The sequence below is a fragment of the Dactylosporangium sp. NPDC051541 genome, assembly GCF_044454505.1.
Taxonomy (GTDB): domain Bacteria; phylum Actinomycetota; class Actinomycetes; order Mycobacteriales; family Micromonosporaceae; genus Dactylosporangium.
The window spans coordinates 974,367-995,197 of sequence record NZ_JBITDU010000001.1; the positions used below are offsets into that span (position 1 = coordinate 974,367).

21 protein-coding genes are annotated in these 20,831 nt (G+C 71.6%); 14 read left to right on the forward strand and 7 right to left on the reverse strand.

Features of this window, described 5'->3' with window-relative positions:
• Window positions 1-122 precede the first annotated feature (122 nt).
• The 9 genes from ACIA8L_RS04450 to ACIA8L_RS04490 all read left to right on the forward strand — a co-directional run bounded on the left by ACIA8L_RS04450 (window position 123) and on the right by ACIA8L_RS04490 (window position 8,401).
• Complete coding sequence (locus ACIA8L_RS04450) at window positions 123-1,352, forward strand: hypothetical protein (protein ID WP_395900297.1); 1,230 nt, start codon at window positions 123-125, stop codon at window positions 1,350-1,352.
• Between the two features lie 173 nt (window positions 1,353-1,525).
• Window positions 1,526-2,818 carry an Ig-like domain-containing protein gene (locus tag ACIA8L_RS04455; protein WP_395900299.1) on the forward strand — a complete coding sequence of 431 codons (1,293 nt, stop codon included), beginning with the start codon at window positions 1,526-1,528 and terminating at the stop codon, window positions 2,816-2,818.
• An 80-nt stretch (window positions 2,819-2,898) separates the two neighbouring features.
• Complete coding sequence (locus ACIA8L_RS04460; protein WP_395900303.1) at window positions 2,899-3,978, forward strand: WxL protein peptidoglycan domain-containing protein; 1,080 nt, start codon at window positions 2,899-2,901, stop codon at window positions 3,976-3,978.
• On the forward strand, window positions 3,975-4,916 hold the full coding sequence (locus ACIA8L_RS04465) for a sortase (protein WP_395900305.1): 942 nt from the start codon (window positions 3,975-3,977) through the stop codon (window positions 4,914-4,916). Before ACIA8L_RS04460 ends, ACIA8L_RS04465 begins: the two co-directional genes overlap by 4 nt.
• Before the next feature lie 99 nt (window positions 4,917-5,015).
• Window positions 5,016-5,789, forward strand: a complete 774-nt coding sequence (locus ACIA8L_RS04470) for a phosphate ABC transporter ATP-binding protein (RefSeq protein WP_395901727.1) — start codon at window positions 5,016-5,018, stop codon at window positions 5,787-5,789.
• Window positions 5,789-6,376: a hypothetical protein gene (locus tag ACIA8L_RS04475; protein ID WP_395900307.1), complete on the forward strand. Its 588-nt coding sequence runs from the start codon at window positions 5,789-5,791 to the stop codon at window positions 6,374-6,376. The genes ACIA8L_RS04470 and ACIA8L_RS04475 overlap by 1 nt, the downstream gene beginning before the upstream one ends.
• Entirely contained in the window at window positions 6,373-7,164 is a 792-nt protein-coding gene (locus ACIA8L_RS04480) for a hypothetical protein (protein WP_395900309.1), read from the forward strand. Before ACIA8L_RS04475 ends, ACIA8L_RS04480 begins: the two co-directional genes overlap by 4 nt.
• A 239-nt stretch (window positions 7,165-7,403) precedes the next feature.
• Window positions 7,404-7,892 (forward strand): hypothetical protein, encoded by a 489-nt coding sequence (locus ACIA8L_RS04485; RefSeq protein WP_395900311.1) that lies wholly within the window; start codon window positions 7,404-7,406, stop codon window positions 7,890-7,892.
• A 221-nt stretch (window positions 7,893-8,113) separates the two neighbouring features.
• Window positions 8,114-8,401, forward strand: a complete 288-nt coding sequence (locus ACIA8L_RS04490) for a hypothetical protein (RefSeq protein WP_395900313.1) — start codon at window positions 8,114-8,116, stop codon at window positions 8,399-8,401.
• Between the two features lie 23 nt (window positions 8,402-8,424).
• On the opposite strand, the gene ACIA8L_RS04495 is transcribed toward ACIA8L_RS04490, so the two are convergent.
• The gene (locus tag ACIA8L_RS04495; RefSeq protein ID WP_395900314.1) at window positions 8,425-8,688 is read right to left on the reverse strand and encodes a hypothetical protein; all 264 of its coding nucleotides are present in this window, start codon (window positions 8,686-8,688) and stop codon (window positions 8,425-8,427) included.
• A gap of 21 nt (window positions 8,689-8,709) precedes the next feature.
• Window positions 8,710-8,844 (reverse strand): hypothetical protein, encoded by a 135-nt coding sequence (locus ACIA8L_RS04500; protein WP_395900316.1) that lies wholly within the window; start codon window positions 8,842-8,844, stop codon window positions 8,710-8,712.
• A gap of 39 nt (window positions 8,845-8,883) precedes the next feature.
• Between ACIA8L_RS04500 and ACIA8L_RS04505 the strand changes: the two genes are divergently transcribed.
• On the forward strand, window positions 8,884-9,282 hold the full coding sequence (locus ACIA8L_RS04505; protein ID WP_395900318.1) for a hypothetical protein: 399 nt from the start codon (window positions 8,884-8,886) through the stop codon (window positions 9,280-9,282).
• On the opposite strand, the gene ACIA8L_RS04510 is transcribed toward ACIA8L_RS04505, so the two are convergent.
• Complete coding sequence (locus ACIA8L_RS04510; RefSeq protein WP_395900320.1) at window positions 9,266-10,078, reverse strand: heavy metal-binding domain-containing protein; 813 nt, start codon at window positions 10,076-10,078, stop codon at window positions 9,266-9,268. The genes ACIA8L_RS04505 and ACIA8L_RS04510 overlap by 17 nt on opposite strands.
• Before the next feature lie 77 nt (window positions 10,079-10,155).
• Between ACIA8L_RS04510 and ACIA8L_RS04515 the strand changes: the two genes are divergently transcribed.
• Complete coding sequence (locus ACIA8L_RS04515; protein ID WP_395900322.1) at window positions 10,156-10,965, forward strand: TIGR02452 family protein; 810 nt, start codon at window positions 10,156-10,158, stop codon at window positions 10,963-10,965.
• Between the two features lie 100 nt (window positions 10,966-11,065).
• Here ACIA8L_RS04515 and ACIA8L_RS04520 read toward each other — a convergent pair whose 3' ends face one another.
• The 3 genes from ACIA8L_RS04520 to eccB form a co-directional block, all read right to left on the reverse strand.
• Window positions 11,066-11,362, reverse strand: a complete 297-nt coding sequence (locus tag ACIA8L_RS04520) for a WXG100 family type VII secretion target (RefSeq protein ID WP_395900324.1) — start codon at window positions 11,360-11,362, stop codon at window positions 11,066-11,068.
• A gap of 21 nt (window positions 11,363-11,383) precedes the next feature.
• Window positions 11,384-11,725 carry a WXG100 family type VII secretion target gene (locus ACIA8L_RS04525; protein WP_395900326.1) on the reverse strand — a complete coding sequence of 114 codons (342 nt, stop codon included), beginning with the start codon at window positions 11,723-11,725 and terminating at the stop codon, window positions 11,384-11,386.
• 114 nt (window positions 11,726-11,839) lie between these two features.
• Entirely contained in the window at window positions 11,840-13,246 is a 1,407-nt protein-coding gene (gene eccB / locus ACIA8L_RS04530) for a type VII secretion protein EccB (RefSeq protein WP_395900328.1), read from the reverse strand.
• Window positions 13,247-13,334: 88 nt separating this feature from the next.
• Between eccB and ACIA8L_RS04535 the strand changes: the two genes are divergently transcribed.
• The gene (locus ACIA8L_RS04535; protein ID WP_395900330.1) at window positions 13,335-14,066 is read left to right on the forward strand and encodes an SUKH-3 domain-containing protein; all 732 of its coding nucleotides are present in this window, start codon (window positions 13,335-13,337) and stop codon (window positions 14,064-14,066) included.
• Between the two features lie 216 nt (window positions 14,067-14,282).
• Here ACIA8L_RS04535 and eccD read toward each other — a convergent pair whose 3' ends face one another.
• On the reverse strand, window positions 14,283-15,668 hold the full coding sequence (gene eccD, locus ACIA8L_RS04540; RefSeq protein ID WP_395900332.1) for a type VII secretion integral membrane protein EccD: 1,386 nt from the start codon (window positions 15,666-15,668) through the stop codon (window positions 14,283-14,285).
• A gap of 285 nt (window positions 15,669-15,953) precedes the next feature.
• Here eccD and eccCa point away from each other — a divergent pair, with 285 nt between their 5' ends.
• Together eccCa and ACIA8L_RS04550 are read left to right on the forward strand one after the other, a co-directional pair.
• A complete protein-coding gene (eccCa, locus tag ACIA8L_RS04545; protein ID WP_395900334.1) occupies window positions 15,954-19,907 on the forward strand; it encodes a type VII secretion protein EccCa in 3,954 nt (1,317 codons plus the stop codon).
• A gap of 79 nt (window positions 19,908-19,986) precedes the next feature.
• Window positions 19,987-20,628: a hypothetical protein gene (locus tag ACIA8L_RS04550; protein WP_395900336.1), complete on the forward strand. Its 642-nt coding sequence runs from the start codon at window positions 19,987-19,989 to the stop codon at window positions 20,626-20,628.
• Window positions 20,629-20,831: the final 203 nt, after the last annotated feature.

Genomic DNA, 20,831 nt, shown 5'->3' on the forward strand with positions numbered 1-20,831 from the left:
CGCGAATATCGCGATCCTCCATGCGCGACCGGTATCGGCGCCCGTCCCGATTTCCACAAGATGTTGTCGCTCGCTTCGAGACGGAGCGGGCGTTGCGGCCCCCATCGCAGGAAAGGACGCACATGATCAACACGAAGCGGCTCGTGCGCAAGCTGCTGGTCGGCGGAATCGCCACCGCGGCTGTCGCCACGGGTCTCGTCGCCGGCGTGGCCGGGCCCGCCTCCGCCGACCCGGTCGGCGCGCTGGCGGGTGTCGGCTCCGACACCACCCAGGACGTCATGAACGGCGCCGGCGACAGCATCGGCAACGGCATCGTCGGCTCGTGGGACGCCATCGACCCGATCACCCGGGTGCAGCACCTGGTGATCGCCCCGAAGCGCAACTGCACCTTCAACCGGCCCAACGGCTCCGGCCAGGGCGTCACCGCCATCCGCCAGTCGGGTGGCGTCACGGCGGCCATCAACGCGCCGTTCGCCGACGAGGCCGACCAGCCGGAGGCCGGCTGCGTGGACTTCGCCCGCTCCTCGAGCGACCCGGGCACCAACGGCTCGGCCGCCGGCCGCTGGGTGTACGTCCCGTTCGCGCTGGACGCGGTCGCCGTGGCCAGCTCGCACTTCGGTGACGCCACCGCCACCAACTACAACGCCCTCAGCTACGACGCGTCCAACGCCGCCACCGGCCAGGGCACGCTGCAGAAGCTGTACCGCGACGGCGCCACGGTCACCATCAACGGCGTCACCTACGACCCGCAGTGCAACGTCGCCCCGTGCGCGGGCGGCGCGACGCCGATCCACCTGTACATCCCGCAGAACGGCTCCGGGACGCGCACCTACTGGCTCGGCAAGATGGGCGTCACCACGGTTCCGGCCTGGCTGCACGACAAGGCCTGGGACGGCGCCGGCTACAACGGCGCGATCGTCGAGGAGCACGACGGCACCGTCCTGCAGAACGACGCGCTGGGCCTGGCTCCGTACTCGATCTCGCAGTGGGTCGGCCAGCGCAACGGCCACGGCGACCGCCGCCACGGCGCTCACCTGCACAGCCTGGTGAACACCGCGAACGGCACCGCCGTCAACCCGCTGTCCGGCGCCTTCCCGACGTCGGAGACGGGCAACCTCAACGCCTCCTTCCTCATCCGCCGCGAGGTCTACAACGTGGTCGAGTGGAAGAAGGTCAACGTCGGCAACGCGGCGTTCGACGCGCAGCTCTACGCGGTCTTCGGTCCGGGCCAGGGCCTCTGCGGCAAGTCGGCCGTCATCCTGAACTTCGGCTTCGGCCTGCTCAACGGCTCCCCGCTGGGCCACACCTGCGGCCAGATCGCGGACAACCTCCGCGCCTACGGCTCCGACTGAGCCAGGCAAAACCGGACCGGCACCTGGTCGGCGCCGTGCCGCCAGGTGCCGGACCTCCGCACAGCGACCTGGACTGATCCACCCAAACAGACTCCCTGGGGGGCCATCCCCAGGGTCGTCCAGGGCTGTGCAGCGGGCATTGCCCTCTATCCGAAAGGTCAGTGTAGCCCCTGATGAAGACCACTTCCCTGAAGCGCCAGGCCCTCGCGGCCGGTGTGGTGCTCGGGGCGATGGGTGCGACCCTGCTCGCCCCCGCCGCCGCCCAGGCTCAGGTCCCCAACCCGCTGCCCGCGGGTATCCACCTCGGTGGCCTGCACCTGACCCCGAGCTCCGGCAACGGTTCCGAGACGCCGAGCTTCAAGGCGGACACCGCCTGCGCGCCCGGCACCAACCTGGCCAACGTCAACACGATCGACCTGGCCGGCACCGAGCAGACGATCTCCAACAACGTGCCCGGCGCGGTGGCCGTGTCGCCGAACTTCGGCAGCACGTTCAACACCGACATGTCCACGGTGCAGGTGCTCGCCGGCAACGGCGGCGCCGAGTCGTTCCTGTTCGTCGTCGACTGCCGCACGGGTGCCGGCACCGGCACGTTCACCGACGCGGTCATCGTCGACTACGCGGCGGACGGCAGCTGGCAGGTCCACCAGGACGTGCAGCCGGCCGCGGACACGACCACGACGCTGACCCCGGCCAGCCAGACGGTCGCGCCCGGCACCAACGTGACCCTCACGGCGACGGTCGCCCCGGCCGCCGCGGCGGGCACGGTCGAGTTCAAGGACGGCGGCACCTCGCTGTTCACCACCCCGTCGGGCAGCGGCGCCTTCACCTTCTCCACGACGGCGCTCGGCAACGGCCCGCACAACATCACCGCGACGTTCCACTCGGCCAACACGGCGGCCTACAAGGACTCGACGTCCTCCGCGGCCACCGTCACGGTCGCCAGCGACACGCAGTCGGCCACGGAGAACATCCAGGTCGGCGTGCCGCCGGAGCAGGGCGTGTTCACCCTGACCGTGGACCCGGGCATCGTTGACATGGGCACCGCCCACCTCACCGGCACCGGCGACGCGCGGCACTTCCACGCCGACGGCAACCTGAAGAACGTGAACGTCTCCGACGGTCGCGACCAGACGGTTCCCGGCTGGTCGGTCACCGGCCAGGTCGGCAACTTCACCAACATCGCGGACGCTTCCAAGTCCTTCTCCGGCAACAGCCTCGGCTGGGTGCCGGCCGTGGTCACGCAGAACGCGGCGGCGAACGTCACCGCCGGTCCGGCCGTCAACACCAACGCCGCTCCGGGCCTGACCAGCGCCAGCTCGCTGGGTGGCGCCCAGGCCGGCAAGGGTCTCGGCGACAGCAAGCTCGGTGCGGGCCTGTCCCTCGACTTCCCGAAGGGCACCACGCCGGGCACCTACGCCGCGACCATCACCATCACCGGTCTCGGCGGCACCCCGCTCGCCTAGCTCCGATCAGGGAGGGGCGCGCGACTCGTGCGCTCCTCCCGCGGTACCCCCGGAAAAAAATCTTGAATGGACGTGCTGCGATGAGAACTCTGCGTGCCGTTGCCGGCCTGCTGATCGGCCTGGCCATCCTCGTGCCGGTGCGCCCGGCCGCGGCCGAGCCCACCCCGGGCTCCATCACGTGGGCCGTGCAGCCGTCCAGCGCGAACGGGCCCGACAATCGCAAAGAGTTCTCCTACCTCGGCATCGCGCCCGGCAGCGTCATCCACGACTACGTCGCCGTCACCAACTTCAGTGCGATGCCCGTGACCTTTCAGCTGTACTCCACCGACGCGCAGAACGGGAACAACGGCGTCCTGCAGCTGCAGCCGGCCGCGGAGAAGCCGCAGGACATCGGCTCCTGGGTGACGCTGCAGAAGACCACCGTCACCCTCAAGCCCAATGAGCGGGCCATCGAGCCGTTCACCCTGACCGTCCCGGCGACCGCCACGCCCGGCGACCACACCGGCGGCGTGCTCGCCTCGATCGGTGTCGAGGAGAACAGCGCCACCGGGCCCGTGAAGGTCGACCGCCGCCTCGGCGTCCCGATGTACCTGCGGGTGACCGGCCCGCTGACCGCCGGGATCGCCGTGCAGTCGGTGAGCGCGAGCTACCACGGCACCGCCAACCCGTTGCGCGGCGGCCGCACCGACGTGACCCTGATCGTGCGCAACACCGGGAACGTCCGGCTCAACCTGACCCCCGAGATCGCCGTGAACGGGCTGTACTGGGTGAAGGTCGCGGGCGTCAACCCGGGCGCGCTGCCCAACCTGCTCCCGGGCGCGACGGTCCAGTTCACCGTGCACCTCGACGGCGTCTTCCCGCTGGGCCCGATGACCGCGAAGGTCCGCGTCACCCCGGCCCAGATCACCGCGCTCGGCCTGCCGCCGGCGCCGAACACTCCCCTCGCCGCCGAGGGCGAGGCGTTCCTCTGGGCCACGCCGTGGACGGTCCTGCTGATCCTGGCCCTGCTCGCCGGCGGCTACCTCCTCGTCCGCTGGGTCCGCCGCGCGCGCCGCGGCCGCCAGCAGCGGGTCGTCGCCGACGCGGTGGCGAAGGCGCGCAAGGAGACGGTCGAGGAGCTGAAGAAGAAGGCCCTCGCGGGCAGCGGGAGCGCGGAATGAGCGCACCCGCCGTGGCGCCGCCGCCGATCGACATCACGCCGCCGCTCCGGCCGATCGAGCCGCCGAAGCGGCCGAAGCGCCAAGCCCCGCCGGTGGTGCAGGTGATCACGACCGCCATCACGCTGCTGTCGCTGACATTGCTCGGATTCGGCGGCTACATCGGCTTCCTCTCGCGGCTCCATCATGACCGCGAGCAGCTGACCGCCTACGCGGACTTCCGCAAGGACCTCGCGCTCGGCCTGGCCCCGACCGGACAGACGAAGCCCGAGGACCCGGCGAAGGTACTCGACCTCGGCGCACCGGTCGCGGTCATCGACATCCCGAAGCTGCACCGCAAGGAGGTGGTCTTCGAGGGGACCACCGGGGGCGTGCTGCAGCAGGGGCCCGGCCACCGGCGCGACACGCCGCTGCCGGGCCAGGCCGGTGTCAGCGTGATCATGGGCAAGGCCACCACGTACGGCGGCCCGTTCGGCCGCCTCCAGACACTCCTGCCCGGCGACGAGTTCACCGTCGTCACCGGCCAGGGCGAGCACAAGTTCAAGGTGCTCGGCGTCCGGCACGGCGGCATGCCGGTGCCGCCGCCGCCCGGGGCGGGCCAGGGCCGGCTCGTGCTGACCACCGCCTACGGCGGGATGTTCGCGCCCACCGACGCGCTGCGGGTCGACGCCGAGCTGACCTCCCCGGTGCAGCCGACCCCGCAGCGGCCGCTGCGAGCCGGCCAGCTGTACCCGTCCGAGCAGGTCATGGCCGTCGACACCGGCGTGTGGTTTCCGCTGGTCTTCATCGGCGAGGCCCTGCTGCTCGCGGTCGCGCTGCTCTCCGCCGCGCGGGTGTTCTGGGGCACCTGGCAGGCCTGGATCGTGGCCGTCCCGGTGGTCGGGTTCCTCGGCATCGCGACCGCCGACCACGTCTCCCGGCTCCTGCCGAACCTGATCTGAACGGAGCTGCCCGTGACCATCGACGACACGTGGACGACCACGCCGCAGGCCATCGCCGCCTACGACGACTACCTGGGCATCCACCGCGAGCTGCCCGCACTGGCCGGGCTCGACGCCCGCGACATCAGCGCGTGGTTCGGCGACCACCAGGTCCTGGACCGGGTCTCGCTGAACATGCAGGCGGGCCGGGTCACCGCGCTGATCGGCCCGTCCGGCTGCGGCAAGTCGACGTTCCTGCGGATCCTCAACCGGATGCACGAGCTGATCCCCGGCGCGTCCCTGGCCGGCGAGGTGATGCTCGACGGGCGGGACATCTACGACGCGGCCCGGCGCCTGACCGACGCCCGCCGCCAGATCGGGATGGTGTTCCAGAAGCCGAACCCGTTCCCGGCGATGTCCATCTACGACAACGTGATCGCCGGGCTGAGGCTCACCGGCCGGCGGGCGACCCGGGCCGAGAAGGACTCGCTGGTCGAGGAGTGCCTGACCAAGGCCGGCCTGTGGCGCGAGGTCGCCGACCGGCTGCGCCAGCCCGGCGGGGCCCTCTCCGGCGGCCAGCAGCAGCGTCTGTGCATCGCGCGGTCGCTGGCGGTACGCCCGCGGGTGCTGCTGATGGACGAGCCGTGCTCGGCCCTGGACCCGACGTCGACGCGGGTCATCGAGCAGACGATCCAGGAGCTGGTGGCCGAGGTGACCATCGTGATCGTCACCCACAACATGCAGCAGGCCCAGCGGATCAGCGACCACTGCGCGTTCTTCCTGGCCGAGCAGGGCACGCCCGGCTACATCGTCGAGCACGGCCCGACCGACGCGATGTTCGGCACCCCGCAGGACCCGCGCACCTCCGACTACGTGAACGGGCGGTTCGGCTGATGCGCCGGCTCCTGGCCCTGCTGGTGGCGCTGCTTGTGGGCGCCGTCCCCGGGGTCGCCGCGGCCGCCGTGCCGGACCCGCTGCCCACGGGGGTCCACCTCGGCGGCCTGCGCCTGACGCCGGCCGCCGGCACCGGCGCCGACGTGCCGTCGTTCACGGCCGAGCACTCCTGCCGCCCGGGCACGCACCTGGCCAACGTCAACGCCATCGACCTCGCCGGCGTCGAGCAGACCCTCTCCGCGAACGTCGAGGGCGACGCCGTCGGCGAGCGCGGCTTCGGCGCCAAGTTCCTGGTCGACATGGCCACGGCCCAGGCCGCCGCCGGCACACCGGGGACGGCCGAGCGGTTCCTGTTCCTCGTCGACTGCCGCACCGGCGCCGCGCACGGCACCTACACCGACGCCGTGATCGTCGAGTTCGACGCCGCCGGCGGGTGGCGGGTCCTGGACTCGCCGGCGCCCGCGGCCGCCCCGGGCTTCCCGGCCGGCGGGTGGGCCGGCATCGCGGTCGCGCTGATCCTCGTCGGAGCCGGCATCTGGTACCTCCGACATCGTCGAACCCAGAAAGGGACGCGAACCCCCTCATGAAGACCACGCGCTCGAAGCGGCTGGGCCTCGCGCTGGCCGCGGTGCTCGGAGCCGTCGGGGTGAGCATGCTCATCCCCGCGATCGGTCAGACGGCCGTGCCGGCCCCGCTGCCGGCCGGCATCACCATGGGCACCCTGCACCTGTTCCCCAACCACGGCGACGGCAGCGAGTCGCCGAGCTTCACCGCCGAGACCGCCTGCGCACCGGGCACGACCCTGGCCAACGTCAACACCATCGACGAGGCCGGCACCGAGCAGACGATCTCCCTCAACGTCCCGGGCGCGGTCGCCGTGTCGCCGAACTTCGGCGCCGGCTTCCAGACCACCATGGACACGATTCCGGTGCTGGCCGGCAACGGGACCGGCGGCGTCGACGATTCGTTCCTGTTCGTGGTCGACTGCCGCACGGGCGCCGGGACCGGCACGTTCACCGACGCCCTGATCGTGGACTTCAAGGCCGACGGCACCTGGCAGGTCCGCGGCGAGACCCCGACCTCGCCTTCGCCGTCGGCCTCGGCTTCCGCGTCGCCCTCGGCGTCCCGGTCGCCCTCGGCCTCCGCGTCGCCGTCCACGTCCGCGTCCGCGTCCGCCTCGGCCTCGCCGTCACCCTCCGCGAGCGCCTCGGAGTCCGCGTCGCCGACGCCGTCGGTGTCCATCTCGACGACTCCGGCCGCGAACACCGGGCAGCTGCCGGTGACCGGGACCGACGTGGTCTCGCTGGTCGGCGTCTCGGCCGGGCTGATCGCGCTCGGCGTCACCATGCGATACGGGGCCCGGCGCCGCTCGTAGGCCCGGTCATGCTCATGCACGGTGAAGACGCGCGCAGCTATCGACTGTTCGGTCAGGCAATGCTGCTGAATGGCTTACTTCGCGTTTCTTGATGTTCATCTCGTGCATGTCCGTTGTGCGAGCGGGAACGCGTATGACGTCATCGCCGATATCGAGTGTCAGCACGGTGGCCTACGCGCCGGTCGGGCTACCGTCCGCCCGGCGCGCCGGCAACACAACATTCGGGGAGGAATGTCTGCATGCTGCCGCCGCGGTTCATTTTCCTGGCTATCGTCACACCCGACGATGACGACGTTGTCGCCGACCCGCAACAGCGGACCGCCTGGATGCTGTGCTCGCCCAACAATCGGATCCTGGGCCGGGGCGAGCACCCTTTCACCACCGAGGCCGAGTGCCGCCAGGCCGTGCTCGGTGTCGTGGCCGGGGCCGGCCGGCTCAACGCCGTGTCGACGGCGCTGGGCACCAGCGGCCACTGGGTCTGGCGGGTCGAGCTCGACGGGGTGCCGGTCGCCGTCTCGCACCGCTCCTACCTGCGGGCCCGTGAGTGTCAGTACAACGTCGGGCGGTTTCTGGCGGCGCTGCCGGCGGCCGTGCCGACCGAGGGCCGGCGGCTGCTGCGCGAGGCGCCGCGTGCGGTCGAGCGGCTGACCCGCGGGGTGGTCGAGGACACCCCGGTCCCGCGCCGCACCCGCGGCGAGGCGGCCTGGCGCATCATCTCCACCGCGTGATCGCTCCCGTCCCGGCAATGTGATACTTCGCCGTTCTTGTTCCGGCTTCGAGTATTCGGCAATCGGGGAACTTCGTCAATGCGACAGAACCGGCTCAGTGCTATGTCAATGCTATGCCGGCCAGGCCGGGATGATTCGATGCCCGACGGCAGAACGGACAATTCATGAGGTCACCCCGCACGCACCAATTGTGCCTACGCCTAGCCATGGTGTTGGCGACGGTGTTCGCATTGCTGCTGAACGCCGCCCCGGCGCGGGCCGAGGGCGGTGACGACGGCGGAATGCCGATTCAGGTCGTGGTGAGCAGCAACCCGGAGGCGACGACAGCGCCGCCGAACGGCGGCGGCGGCGGTGGCGGTGGTGGAGGCGGCGGCAACGGCGGCGGACTCGCCCGGACGGGCCTCGACATCGTGCTCATCGCGGGTCTCGGCGTGGGCCTGGTCGCCCTGGGCACGGCCGTCCTGGTCGCCACCCGCCGCCGCAACACCCGCGCCGCCACCGGAAGCTAGGCGGCCGCCACCGCCCGGCCGCGTCATCGCGACCGGGCCAGGACGAGCTGGTGCAGCAGGTGCCAGACCCCGATCAGGACCCCGCAGCCGAGCAGGGCCAGGCCCATGCGCCCGAACACGGTCAGGTCCGGCGCGGGGCTTCCGGTGCCGGGCTTGGTGAGCAGCATGAGCACGACCAGCAGCTCCAGCACGACCGAGGTCAGCGGCAGCCACGGCCCGTCGCCGCGGCGCATCGCCAGGACCACGAGGACGGCGACGAGCCCGCCCAGCAGGATCAGGCCCAGCACCGCCGGCTCGCCCCCGCGCCGCTACGCCCAGTCGAAGATGATGCCGAACTGCCGCGTGAACACCTCGCCGTGCACGGTCTCGAACAGCGGCGCGAACGACAGCGCGGTCAGCAGCAGCGCGAGCGGGGCGTAGAAGCGCGCATATCGATCCGGCACCGCCGCATTCTCACACGGTCGCCGCCGTACCATCGGCCCATGGACGACCTGGAGCTGGTCGCCGCGCGGCTGCGGCGGTGCACCGACGACCTGTCACTGCACGGCGGGCTGCTCCTGGCGACGCTCGAGGCCGCGCTGCCGCCGCACCTGGTCGAGGTCCGCCGGGAGGGCCGGTTCAAGGCCCGCCTCGGCCGCCGCGAGCCGGCCGTGCTCGGGCTGACGGTCTCGGTCGGTGGCCGCCGGTTCGAGCTCGACCGCGATGCCGTCGGGGCCCGGCCGGTGACCGTCATCCGGCACGAGTCCCGCGGCGTGATCCTGGCGTCGGAGACGGTGAGCGCCGACGAGTGGTGCCGGGCGCTCACCGCCGAGCTGATCCGGGCCGCGGGTTCGGACGCCGCGGCGGTGCGCGCGCTGCGGCGGTTCACGTCAACGGCATGACCATCGTCGGGTGCTCCGGCTGCGCGTCGGGGCGGAGCCGGGCGACCGCGGTACCCATGGCGAAGAACTCGATCGCGTGCTGCCCCCACTCCCAGGCCGACTCCTCGACCGTGACCCCGACGATCCCGTCGGCCTGCAGCAGCTGCCCCTCGTACTGCATCCGGTCCATGGCGATCTCGCGCGCGTCGTAGGCCGCCTGCGAGAAGTTCGTGAGCTCGACGTTCTGCCCGACGTTGGACAGCATCTGCCGGAACGTCAGGTGCGCGATGTGATAGACGCACGTGCCGAGCACGAGGCCCCGCGGCAGCCAACCGTGCCGGTGCAGCGTCCAGAAGTCCTGCCCGCTGAGGTGCGACGTGAACGGGCGGCCCTGCGGGGTGCGGTAGGGCTGGCCGCCGGTACCCCGCACGGCGGTGCCGACCGCGACGAACTCGAGCACGTCGGACGCGAACTGGTAGTTCAGCGACCGGATCCGCACCCCGATGACCCCGTCGGCGCCGAGCGCGTCGGCCTCCGACTCCATGCGGGCCATCGCCAGCTCCCGGCACTGGTACATGGCCTGCGACAGCACCTGCAGCTCCTGGCTGACACTCCACTTCGACTGCTGCAGCCCGACGTGGTAGATGCAGGTCCCCATGACGAGCCCGAGCGGCTCGAACCCGGCCTGCGTGGTCAGCACGAACTCGTTGACCGATAAGTCCGATGTGAAGAAGGGCTTGCCCTGCTGTGCGCGGCCGAGCCGGGCCCGGGCGCTCTCGGGGAGCGACTGCGGCTGCTGGGAGACGGGTTCACTCATATCTGGCGACGATAGGGCCGGCGGCGGCGCCGTAACTGTGTCGTTTGTCAGGGGTACTCCTTGCTACGGTGTCGCCCGTGAGCGGCCGTCTGCGTCAGATCGCCCGCGAGACGGTGGCGATCGCCGAGCGGGGCACCTACACCGCCAGGTCCGGCACCACGGTGGACATCGCCGCCGCGGTCGGCGCCGCCGTCGCCGGCACCCGCCTCTACACCCCGGACGACCCGGTCCCGAGCGGCTTCCCGGCCGCGGCCGTGACCGTCGAGGTGACCCGCGAGTCGACGCTGGCCGCCGCCCGCCGCGCCGGTGACGCCGCGACGCTGGTGTTCGCTTCGGCGAAGAACCCGGGCGGTGGCTTCCTGGGCGGCGCGCAGGCCCAGGAGGAGAGCCTGGCCCGGTCCTCGGCCCTCTACGCCTGCCTGCGCACGGCCCCGGACTTCTACGACTTCCACCGGCACCAGCGCGACCTGCGCTACAGCGACCGCGTCATCTACTCACCATCGGTGCCGTGCTTCCGCGACGACCGGGCCGACCTGCTCGACGCCCCGTTCCGCACGACGTTCCTGACGGCCGCGGCCCCGAACCTGGGCGCCATCCTCACCAACCAGCGGGCGGACGCGGCGGACGTGCCGGCCATCCTGCGGCGCCGGGCCGTCCGCGTCCTGTCGATCGCCGCCGCGCACGGCCACCGCCGCCTGGTCCTGGGCGCCTGGGGCTGCGGCGTCTTCCGCAACGTGCCGGCCGAAGTGGCCCGCGCCTTCGCCGAGGCCCTGCAGCGGGTCCCGTGCTTCGACCACGTGGTCTTCGCGATCTACGACCGCCTGCCCCGGACCCCGGTCCACCAGGCGTTCGCCGACGCCTTCCCGGCTGGGGTCAGCGCGACCTAGAGCTGTAGCAGTGCCTTGGTCGGGCAGCAGCCCTGGCGCCCGCCGGCGGCGTCCGGCCCAGCCCTGTGCGTCATCGACCGCAGGGCCGGGCCGTCGCTTCTCAGCGCTGGAACTTCGCGAGGTTGGCCGCCTCGCGGGCCTGCATGATCTCGGCGGCCTTGAGCACGGCCCCCTTGATCCCGTTGAGCAGCTGGTGCAGATCGTCGGCCGCGGCGGTCCACTCGGCCTTGCGCTGGACGAACGCCTCCTGGGCGTCGCTCTCCCAGCTCGAGATCAGCGGCGCGACCTGCTGGTTGACCGTGTCGAGCTCGGACTGCATCGACGACAGCGTGCTGCCGATGTCGGCCGCCGCCTGGTTGAGCGCGGCGAACTTGACGACAATTTCATCACCGGCCATGGTTCTCCTCCCCGTTCCCGATCAGTTGATCATCAGGGCGCGGGTGATCTCACCGGCGCTCGCTCCGGCCTGCTGCATCTCCTGGCGCATCTCGTCATCGCTCAGGGTGTAGTCGCGGCCGGCCGTCGACACCGCCTGCGCGATGCTGCGCAGCGCGACGTTGAGGTTCGCGACGTCGGTGTCGAACCGCTCCTTGATCTGCGTGAACGAGGAACCACCGGCGCCCACCCACGACGACTGCAGCGGGGTGAGCTCGCCCATCAGCTTGTTGAACATGCCGGTGAGCCGGTCCGCGGCCCCGTCGATGTCCGTAGCGGTCTTCGCCATGACCGCGGCATTGGTAGTTACGCCCTTGTCAGCCATCTTGAGACCCACCTCCATTCGGATACCCACGCCCCCGTGGGGCGGCGTTCGTACACATCACCGTATCGAAGTTCTCCCACTTCCTGCAGTGGGTGACCACGCCAGACTGCCAGATCAACCGGTGACCGGGCGCTGGGCGGCCCTCGGGTCGAGCCCGGGACCGGCTGGGATCCGGGCGACGACGAACGACGGCAGCTCGATCGGCTTGACCGAACCGTAGCCGAACCACGCCAGCTGCGCGGGGTTCATCAGCGCGTAGCGGCGGCCCTGGTCGGTGACGAAGAACACCTGGCCGGCCTCGGTGTCGGCGGACTGGGCGGCCCGCACGATCGCCCCGCCGCCGGAGGGGACGACGACCCGGGTCGCGACCTGCTCGGTGCCGCCGGTGCCGCTCGTGGCGATGCCGGCCGTCTCCGGCTGCGGGTCGGCGTTGATCAGGAACTTGGGGGCGGCCTGCCCGTCGGCGAACGTGGTGCACAGCGTGCCCGCGGTGTCCACGGTCGCCATGGACGGCACCGTGGCCGGCGGGTCGAGGTCGGACTTGGCCCGGTTGGCCTTGGGCGTGTTGGCGACCTCGGAGGCCTGGATCTGCTTCGCCTGCGGGGTCGCGCCCGGGTAGGCCGCGGCGGTGCCCGGGTCGGCCAGGATCAGCGCCTGCTCGACCTGGGTGACCTGGATGATGTCCTTGTCCCGCACGAGGTAGCTGGTCGTGGACCCGCCGACGTTGACCGTGAGCACCTGGCCGATCAGGTAGTTCTTCAGCGCGGTGGACGTCTTGCCGCGGTTGTCCACCTGCGGCTGCGTGATCGGCAGCCCCTGCGGAACGGTGCTGAGCCACGCCTCGTCGACGAGCAGGCGCGGCTGGCCGTCGATGCCCATGGCCGCGAAGATCTGGCGGGCGTCGACACGGTAGCGGTGCGCGTTCCAGACCAGGTAGGACTTCTGCCCCACAGCCTCGCGCACCAGGAAGGCCGATTCGCCGAGATCCTGCCCGCCCGCCGGTTTCGTGCCCACCATGATCTGGCTGGCCACGGTCGTGCCGCCGCTGGAGTCGCGCCCCGCGACCGCGCACATCGACCAGGCGTCGCGACTCATCCGGCTCGCCGGGGGCAGCGCGTCCGGCGCCCCGGTGATGCCGATCAGCGGCCCGCGGTTGGCGCCGGTCAGCGACTCCCGCGAAACGGACACCGTGGTCGCCGGCTGACCGATCGCGAGCACCGCCGAGGAGTAGTTGGCCACCGGATACAGCACGCCGTCGCGGTAGACGTAGCGCGTGCCGGTCTCCTTCTCGATGACGATCGCGTTGTTGTCCTGCCAGCTCGTGTTCCCGCCGTGACTGATCAGGCCGATGACCCCGAAGACGGCGACCACCAGCACGGCCACCATGACGCTGGCGAACCCGGCCCCGGCGAGCCGGCGGGTCGGCGACATCGCCGGGTCGGCCTCACCCGAGACGAACGCGTTCACCACGCGCTGCGTCAGGTACTGATACGACTGGATCTGTTCCCGGCGGGACGGCATGTCCGGTAGGTCCCCTCCCCGTGGCCCGGGCACCTGTACGGCGCCCGGCTGCATACGATAGGCCAGCGAACACGGAGGTGCGGCATTGGTGACGCCTGATGAAGCCACACAGATCGCCCGGCCCTGGGCCCTGGCCAGCCTTCCGGTCAGTGCCGGAGAGGTCGGGCTCTACGAGTTCGAGCACGGCTACGTGGCGTGGGCCCGCGTCCCGGCCGGCGACCCCGACCGCCCGCCGGAGATCGTCGGCGCCCCCCTCGCGGTCGTCGACAAGGAATCCGGCGAGCTGACGACCTGGCCTTCGCTCTCGCCGCAGGGGGTCGCCGAGCTCTACGAACTCGAGGTCACCGCCCGCGAACGCTTCCCCGAGGACGTCCGCACGGTCCTCACCGCCGCCGGCTGGCGCTCCGACCGCAGCGTCGCCGCCTGGGTCGAGTCCTGGGCCACCGGCGTCCCGCTCCCGCTCTTCCCCGTCGCCCGGCGCGTGCTGGAGGAGTTCGGCGGCCTGAAGTTCCGCCAGCTCAAACCGGTGGGCCAGGCGACGGGCGGCTTCGACGTCCAGTTCTGGCCGACCGAGGCCCGCGTGCTGGTCGACCTGTTCGCCGAACACGCGGGCGACATCGGCATGCCGGTGTTCCCGATCGCCATCTACGAGGACGGGCCGAGCGACATCTGCGTCTCCGCCGACGGCCGCGTCTTCCTGCTGCACGAGGCGGGCGAGTTCCTGATCGGCGCGACCCCGGACGAGGCGATCGTCCGCCTGGTCCGCGGCGAGCCCTTCACCGAGGTCGACACCGACGGCGAGATCGTCGCCCCGTCCTGATACCGCGCCTTTTCCTTTTTCCTCGCGAATCCGGCCCGACCCCGCGAAGTCGGGCGCTGCGCGTGGCTCGTTGAAGGCGGGCGCTGCGTGTGTGGCTCGATAAGTCGGGCGCTGCGCGCCACGACTTATCGGACTTATACCCCGACGCCGGATAAAGGCGATAAGTCCGATACGAAGTGTCGGACTTATCGGGATTGGGCGGGCGATGAGGGCGGATCAGCCGGCGAGGCCGCGGACCCACTCGTAGAGGCCCAGGACCTGGCAGACGATCGGGATCGTGGCCAGGACCAGCAGCACGTCGAAGATGTCGGCCAGGCGGCCGAGCTGGACCGACGGCGGGTGCACCGAGTAGCGCATCCCGGCCGTCACCGCCAGGACGGCCACGAGCAGCAGGCCAATGCCGACGCCCACCTGCACCGGCAGGTCGGCCGCGGTCAGCCGGGCCATCAGCAGCAACAGTCCGGCCAGGCCGGTCAGCAGGTGCGGCAGCCGGTGCCGGACGGTGCTGAACAGCCGGGCCCGCAGCATGTTGGCCAGGGCCACGACCGCGATCAGAATGCCCGGCACGACCCCGGACTCGCGGCTGATCAGCCAGAACGAGGCCACGTTGAGCACCGCGAAGGCGAACAGCAGGCCGGTGAAGATCTCGTCGGCCCGGGCCACGGTCGCGTACGTCGTCACGGCCGGGGGGACCGGGTCCTGCTGGAGCAGGTCGTCGGAGGTGCGGGGGAGCTGCGGCACGGGTACCTTGCCCATCCGCACCGACGCCAGGGGCAGGGCCGGGGCCAGCAGGATGAGCAGGCCGACCACGGCCGCGGCGCACTCGACGGCGCCGAGCGAGGTCAGGCCGAGCAGGCCGGCCAGGACGCCGACGGCGCCGGTGAAGATGCCGGCGACGAACAGGCGGATGTTGGCGCCGACCGCGAGGTAGCCGATCAGGGCGAAGACCAGCAGCGCGCCCGCGCCCGTGAGCAGGTGCGGGGCGCCGAGGCGGGAGAGCGGTTCGGAGCCGCCGAGGATGAGCAGGCCGCCGGCGAAGGCGTACATCAGGCTGGCCGCGCCCAGGGTCGAGCCGGCCGTCGCGTCCGACATCGCCCGGGACAGCACGAACCCGCCGGTGAGCAGGCCCGCGGCCACCACCAGGGCGACGATGCCGGGCAGGGTCCAGGCCGGGCCGGCGAAGAACAGCAGGGCCAGAGTGCCGAAGAGCAGGAGCAGGCCGGTGGCCAGGCCGGTGACCCGGGTCGCGGCCGGGGTCCAGGCGGCGCCGTAGCGGCGGGCGCCGGCCGCGATCGCGTCGACGACGTCGTCGTACTCCAGCTCCGGCCACTCCTCGTAGCGCGGCGCGAGGTGGAGGATGTCGCCGTCGTGCACGTTCTGGGCGGCGAGCGTGCGACTCATGTCCAGGGTGCTGCCGTCGGTGCGGCGCAGGACCCAACCGCCGTGATCCAGACCGTCGTCGGCCAGGGCCTCGCCGGCTCGTGGCAGTACCCCCGGAAGCAGCATCGCCAAGGGGATCTGCTCCGGAAGGGCCAGGTCGAGCCGGCGCTTCGGCGCGGCCAGCACCACTCTTGCCAGCCCGGCACCAACGTTCTCGGCCATCGCCCCCGTGCTCCCCGCCTGTTCGAGCCCATCGAGAGTGCCCAACCTAGCAGCCCACTGGTTAGCATGTGTGATCGAACGAGTTTGAACGGGGAGGTTGGACTCGCGTGAGCGGTTCGGAGCGGAGCGAAGAGGCCGCTCATCATGGGCAGAGCGCGGGGCTCGCGGCGGCACCGGAGCTTGCGGAGGTGGCGGCGTGAGCGGTTCGGAGCGGAGCGAAGAGGCCGCTCACCATGGGCAGAGCGCGGGGCTCGCGGCGGCGCCGGAGCTTGCGGAGGTGGCGGCGTGAGCACTGTCGTGCGCCGGCGGCCGGCGCGGCGGGCCGAGCCCGAGTACCCCTCGGGCGAGGTGCTGCTGGAGCCGCCACCCGAGGTGCCGCCGCCGACCGGGCGCGGCTGGGCGCAGATGCTCATGATGATCCCGATGCTGGCCGGCTCCGGGTCGATGGCGCTGATGTTCGCCGGGCAACGCGGCGGACCCCTCGCCTATATGACCGGCGCGATGTTCGGCCTGTCCGCGATCGGCATGCTCGCCTCCCAGTTCGGTCAGCACGCGGGGCCGGGGCGCCAGGAGATGCTCCTGGCCCGCCGCAACTACATGCGGCACCTCGCTCAGCGTCGCCGCCAGGTCCGCCGGGCCGGGCAGAAGCAAAGGGCGACGCAGTTGTACCGCTACCCGGACCCGGATGCCCTGTGGTCCATCCCGGCCAGCCAGCGGCTGTGGGAGCGGCGCAGCGGTGACGCCGACTTCGGCATGGTCCGCATCGCGCGGGGCCCGCAGGATCTGGCCACACCGCTCGTGCCGCCGGCGAGCAAGCCGCTCGAGGACCTCGACCCGATGTGCGCGGTCGCGCTGCGGCGGTTCATGACGACCTACGCGTCCGTCGACGACCTGCCGATCGTGATGGCGCTGGACGGCTTCGCCCGGGTCTACATGCAGGGCGAGATCGAGCGGACCCGCGGCCTGGCCCGGGCGATCGTGGCCCAGGCGGCCGCCTTCCACGCACCCGACGACCTGATCGTGGCGGTGTGCGCGGCCCCCGGCAACACCGCGCTGTGGGAGTTTGTGAAGTGGCTGCCGCACGGACTGCATCCGAGCCGGCACGACGCGCTGGGCCAGCTGCGCCTGGTCTCGACGAACGTGCCCGGGCTGGAGGCGATGCTCGACGACGTGCTCGGCGCGCGGCCCCGGTTCAACCCGGTCAGCAGCGCCGAGCGGGTCGGCGGGCCGCACCTGATCGTCGTGCTCGACGGCGGTGACGTGCTCGGCTCCGACCACCTCATGACGGAGGGCGGCGTCGAGGGCGTCACCGTGCTGGACCTGTCGACCCCGCCGCCGCGGCTGCTCGACCCGACGGCGCTGGTGCTGGCGATCGAGCCCGACGGGACGCTGTCCAGCAGCACCTACGAGGGCAAGGCCGAGGTCGGGCAGGCCGACCAGCTCAGCCTGGCCGAGACCGAGGGCCTGGCCTTGCAGCTCTCGCCGCTGCGGCTCTCCGCGGCCTCGCGCACCGAGCAGCGCGCCACCGGCGGCATCGACCCGTCCGACATGCTGGAGATCGGGTCCCCGGACGAGTACGACCCCAACCGCCACTGGGTGCCGCGGCCGCAGCGTGACCGGCTGCGGGTGCCGATCGGCTGGTCGCCGGACGGGCAGCTGGTCGAGCTGGACCTCAAGGAGTCGGCGCAGGACGGCATGGGCCCGCACGGCCTGCTCATCGGGGCCACCGGCTCCGGCAAGTCGGAGCTGCTGCGCACGCTGGTGCTGGCGCTCGCGGTCACGCACAGCTCCGAGGTGCTCAACTTCGTGCTCATCGACTTCAAGGGCGGCGCGACCTTCACCAAGCTCGACGTGCTGCCGCACACCAGCGCGGTGATCACCAACCTCGAGGACGAGCTGCCCCTGGTCGACCGCATGACCGACGCGATCAACGGTGAGCTGCTGCGCCGCCAGGAGCTGCTGCGCAAGGCCGGCATGTTCGCCAACCAGCGCGACTACGAGAAGGCCCGCACGGCCGGCGCCCCGCTCCAGCCGCTGCCCAGCCTCCTGATCATCTGCGACGAGTTCAGCGAGCTGCTGACCGCCAAACCCGACTTCATCGACATGTTCGTGCAGATCGGACGGGTCGGCCGGTCGCTGGGCGTGCACCTGCTGCTCGCATCGCAGCGGCTCGAGGAGGGCCGCCTCAGAGGCCTGGACACGCATCTGTCGTACCGCATCGGCCTGCGGACGTTCTCAGCCGTCGAGAGCCGCATCGTCCTGGGCGACGTCGCCGCGTTCGAACTGCCCCGCGCGGCCGGCCACGGCTATCTGCGCAACGGCACCGAACCGCTGGTCCGGTTCCGGGCCGCATACGTCTCCGGGGTGTACCGCCGCGACGCCGCCATCGCCATGTCCGCCGCCGGTGGCGGTCCGGTCGTGCGCGACTACGTCAGCTCCTACGTCGCCCCGCCGGTCACCGAGGAGCGGGCGGAGGTCAAGGAGGAGGAGAACCTGGTCGGCGACACCTTCCTCGACCTGCTCGTCGACAAGATGCGGGGCAAGGGCATGCCGGCCCACCAGGTGTGGCTGCCGCCGCTGGCCGAGCCGCCGACCCTCGACGCCCTGCTGCCCTCCCGGCTGGTCGATCCCGAGCGCGGCCTGACCGTGCAGGTCGCCGAGCTGCAGGGCAGCCTGCACGGCGTACTCGGCATCGTCGACCGCCCGCTCGACCAGCGCCGCGACCCGGTCTGGTGGGAGCTGGCCGGTTCGGCCGGGCACGCGGTCGTCGTCGGTGGCCCCGGCAGCGGCAAGAGCACCGTGCTGCGCAGCCTGATCCTGAGCCTGGCCCTGTCGCACACGCCGCGCGAGGCCCAGTTCTACTGCCTCGACTTCGGCGGTGGCGCGCTGGGCACGCTGCGTGAGGTCCCGCACGTCGGCGGGGTCGCCACCCGGCTCGACCCGGGCGCGGTGCGCCGCACGGTCGCCGAGCTGTTCGTGCTGCTGGCCGAGCGGGAGCGGCGCTTCACCGCGGCCGCCGTCGACTCGATGGCGACCTACCGCCGGGCCCGCCGCGCCGGGCAGTTCACCGACGACCCGTTCGGCGACGTGTTCCTGGTCATCGACGGCTGGTCGACGATCCGCACCGACTTCGAGGACCTCGAGGGGACGATCAACGAGCTCACCAACCGCGGGCTGACCTACGGCGTGCACGTCATCGCCTCGGCGACCCGCTGGAACGACGTGCGCCCGGCGATCCGCGACCTCTTCGGCAGCCGCCTCGAGCTGCGCCTGGGCGACCCCAGTGACTCGCAGATCGACCGGCGGGCGGCGATGAACGTGCCCGACAAGACCCCGGGCCGCGGCGTCGTCCCCGGTGGCCTGCAGTTCCTGGGCGCCCTGCCCCGCATCGACGGGCAGCAGAGCGTCGACGACCTCGCCGACGGTGTCGAGAAGCTGGTCGCCGAGATCCGCCAGGCCTGGCCCGCCGCCGGTGCTCCGCCGGTGCGGCTGCTGCCCCCGGTTCTGCCGTACGAGAGCCTGCCGGTCACCGACCGTGAGCGCTCCGGCATCCCGATCGGCATCGCCGAGGCCGACCTGCGCCCGGTCTGGGTGGACTTCGACGCCGACCCGCACTTCCTGCTCTTCGGCGACTCGGCCTCGGGCAAGAGCGCGTTCCTGCGGGCGTTCGGCCAGTCGCTCATCGATCGCTATGAGCTCAACGAGGCTCGGATGATCGTCGTGGACTACCGGCGCAGTCTGCTCGGCGCGTTCGACAGCAAACACCTCATCGGCACGGGTACCTCCGCGCAGACCGCCCAGACGATCATGGCCGAGGTCGTGGCGGTGCTCAAGAGCCGGCTCCCGGGCCCGGACGTGACGATCGAGCAGCTGCGCACCCGGAGCTGGTGGAAGGGCCCGGAGCTGTACGTTCTCGTGGACGACTACGACCTCGTGGCCGGCGGCAGCACCAACCCGGTCACGCCGCTGCTGGACTTCCTCAGCCAGGCCCGCGACGTGGGCCTGCACCTGATCCTGACCCGGCGCACCGGCGGCGCCAGCCGGGCGCTCTACGAGCCGGTGCTCATGCGGCTGCGGGAGCTGGGCTCGCCCGGCGTCCTGCTCTCCGGCGAGCGGGACGAGGGGGCGCTGCTTGGCAACGTCCGCTCGGCGCACCAGCCGCCGGGCCGCGGCTACTACGTGACCCGCAAGGAGGGCGGCCGGCTCGTGCAGCTCGCCTGGCGCCCGCCGCCGACCTGATGAACCGATATTTCGTGTGGTGCGTGGCAAGTATGATGATTGAGTCCGATGAATTTTCTTCGACCCACGGGGAGGGCGAATGACACGCGACGGCTATGACTGGAAGCCAGGGCACGACAACTGGACACCGGTCGATCACTCACCGATCCAGGTGAACGTGGGCAGCCTCGGCGACTACGTCAAACTCGTGGGCAAGGAGATCGAGGACTTCAACGCCAACCTCAAGGACGGCGTCCTGCCGATGACGAAGGTCCAGTCGACCTTCGCCGGCTTCGGTGAGGCCAAGCTCTACCGCGGCTACCACGCCAACGCCCTCGCCGCCCAGAACGAGATGCTCAAGGACGTCTCGTTCAGCCTGCAGGCGATCGCGCAGGCGGCGCTCGGGATCTACTACGAGTACCTCGGCGGCGACGACCTCGGCAAGGCCAACGTCGACGACGTCTACGACGTGTTCTGGCCCAGCGGCGGGCAGAAGACGATCCAGGACGAGGTCAAGGCCCAGCAGCCGCAGGGTGCGACCGAAGGTGCCTGGCAGGGCTCCGCGAACGCCGCCGAGCACCGCGCGGAGGTCGAGGGCACCATCCCGCCGAGCCCCGGGTCGACCTACTTCAACACGTGGGACCAGGGCTTCACCGTGGGCGAGGGCGACAACTCGTACTACGTGTGGAACAACGGCAGCAACGCGATGGCGGCCCCTGAGGACCCGCTGAAGAACAAGTGAGACGGGGGAACGCTGTGAGCGGTACGGAGCGAAGCGGAGTGGCCGCGAACCAGACGCGCAGGGCGGAGCTCGGGCCGGCGCCGGAGCTTGCGGAGGTGTCGGCATGAGCGGTACGGAGCGAAGCGGAGTGGCCGCGAACCAGACGCGCAGGGCGGAGCTCGGGCCGGCGCCGGAGCTTGCGGAGGTGTCGGCATGAGCGGTAC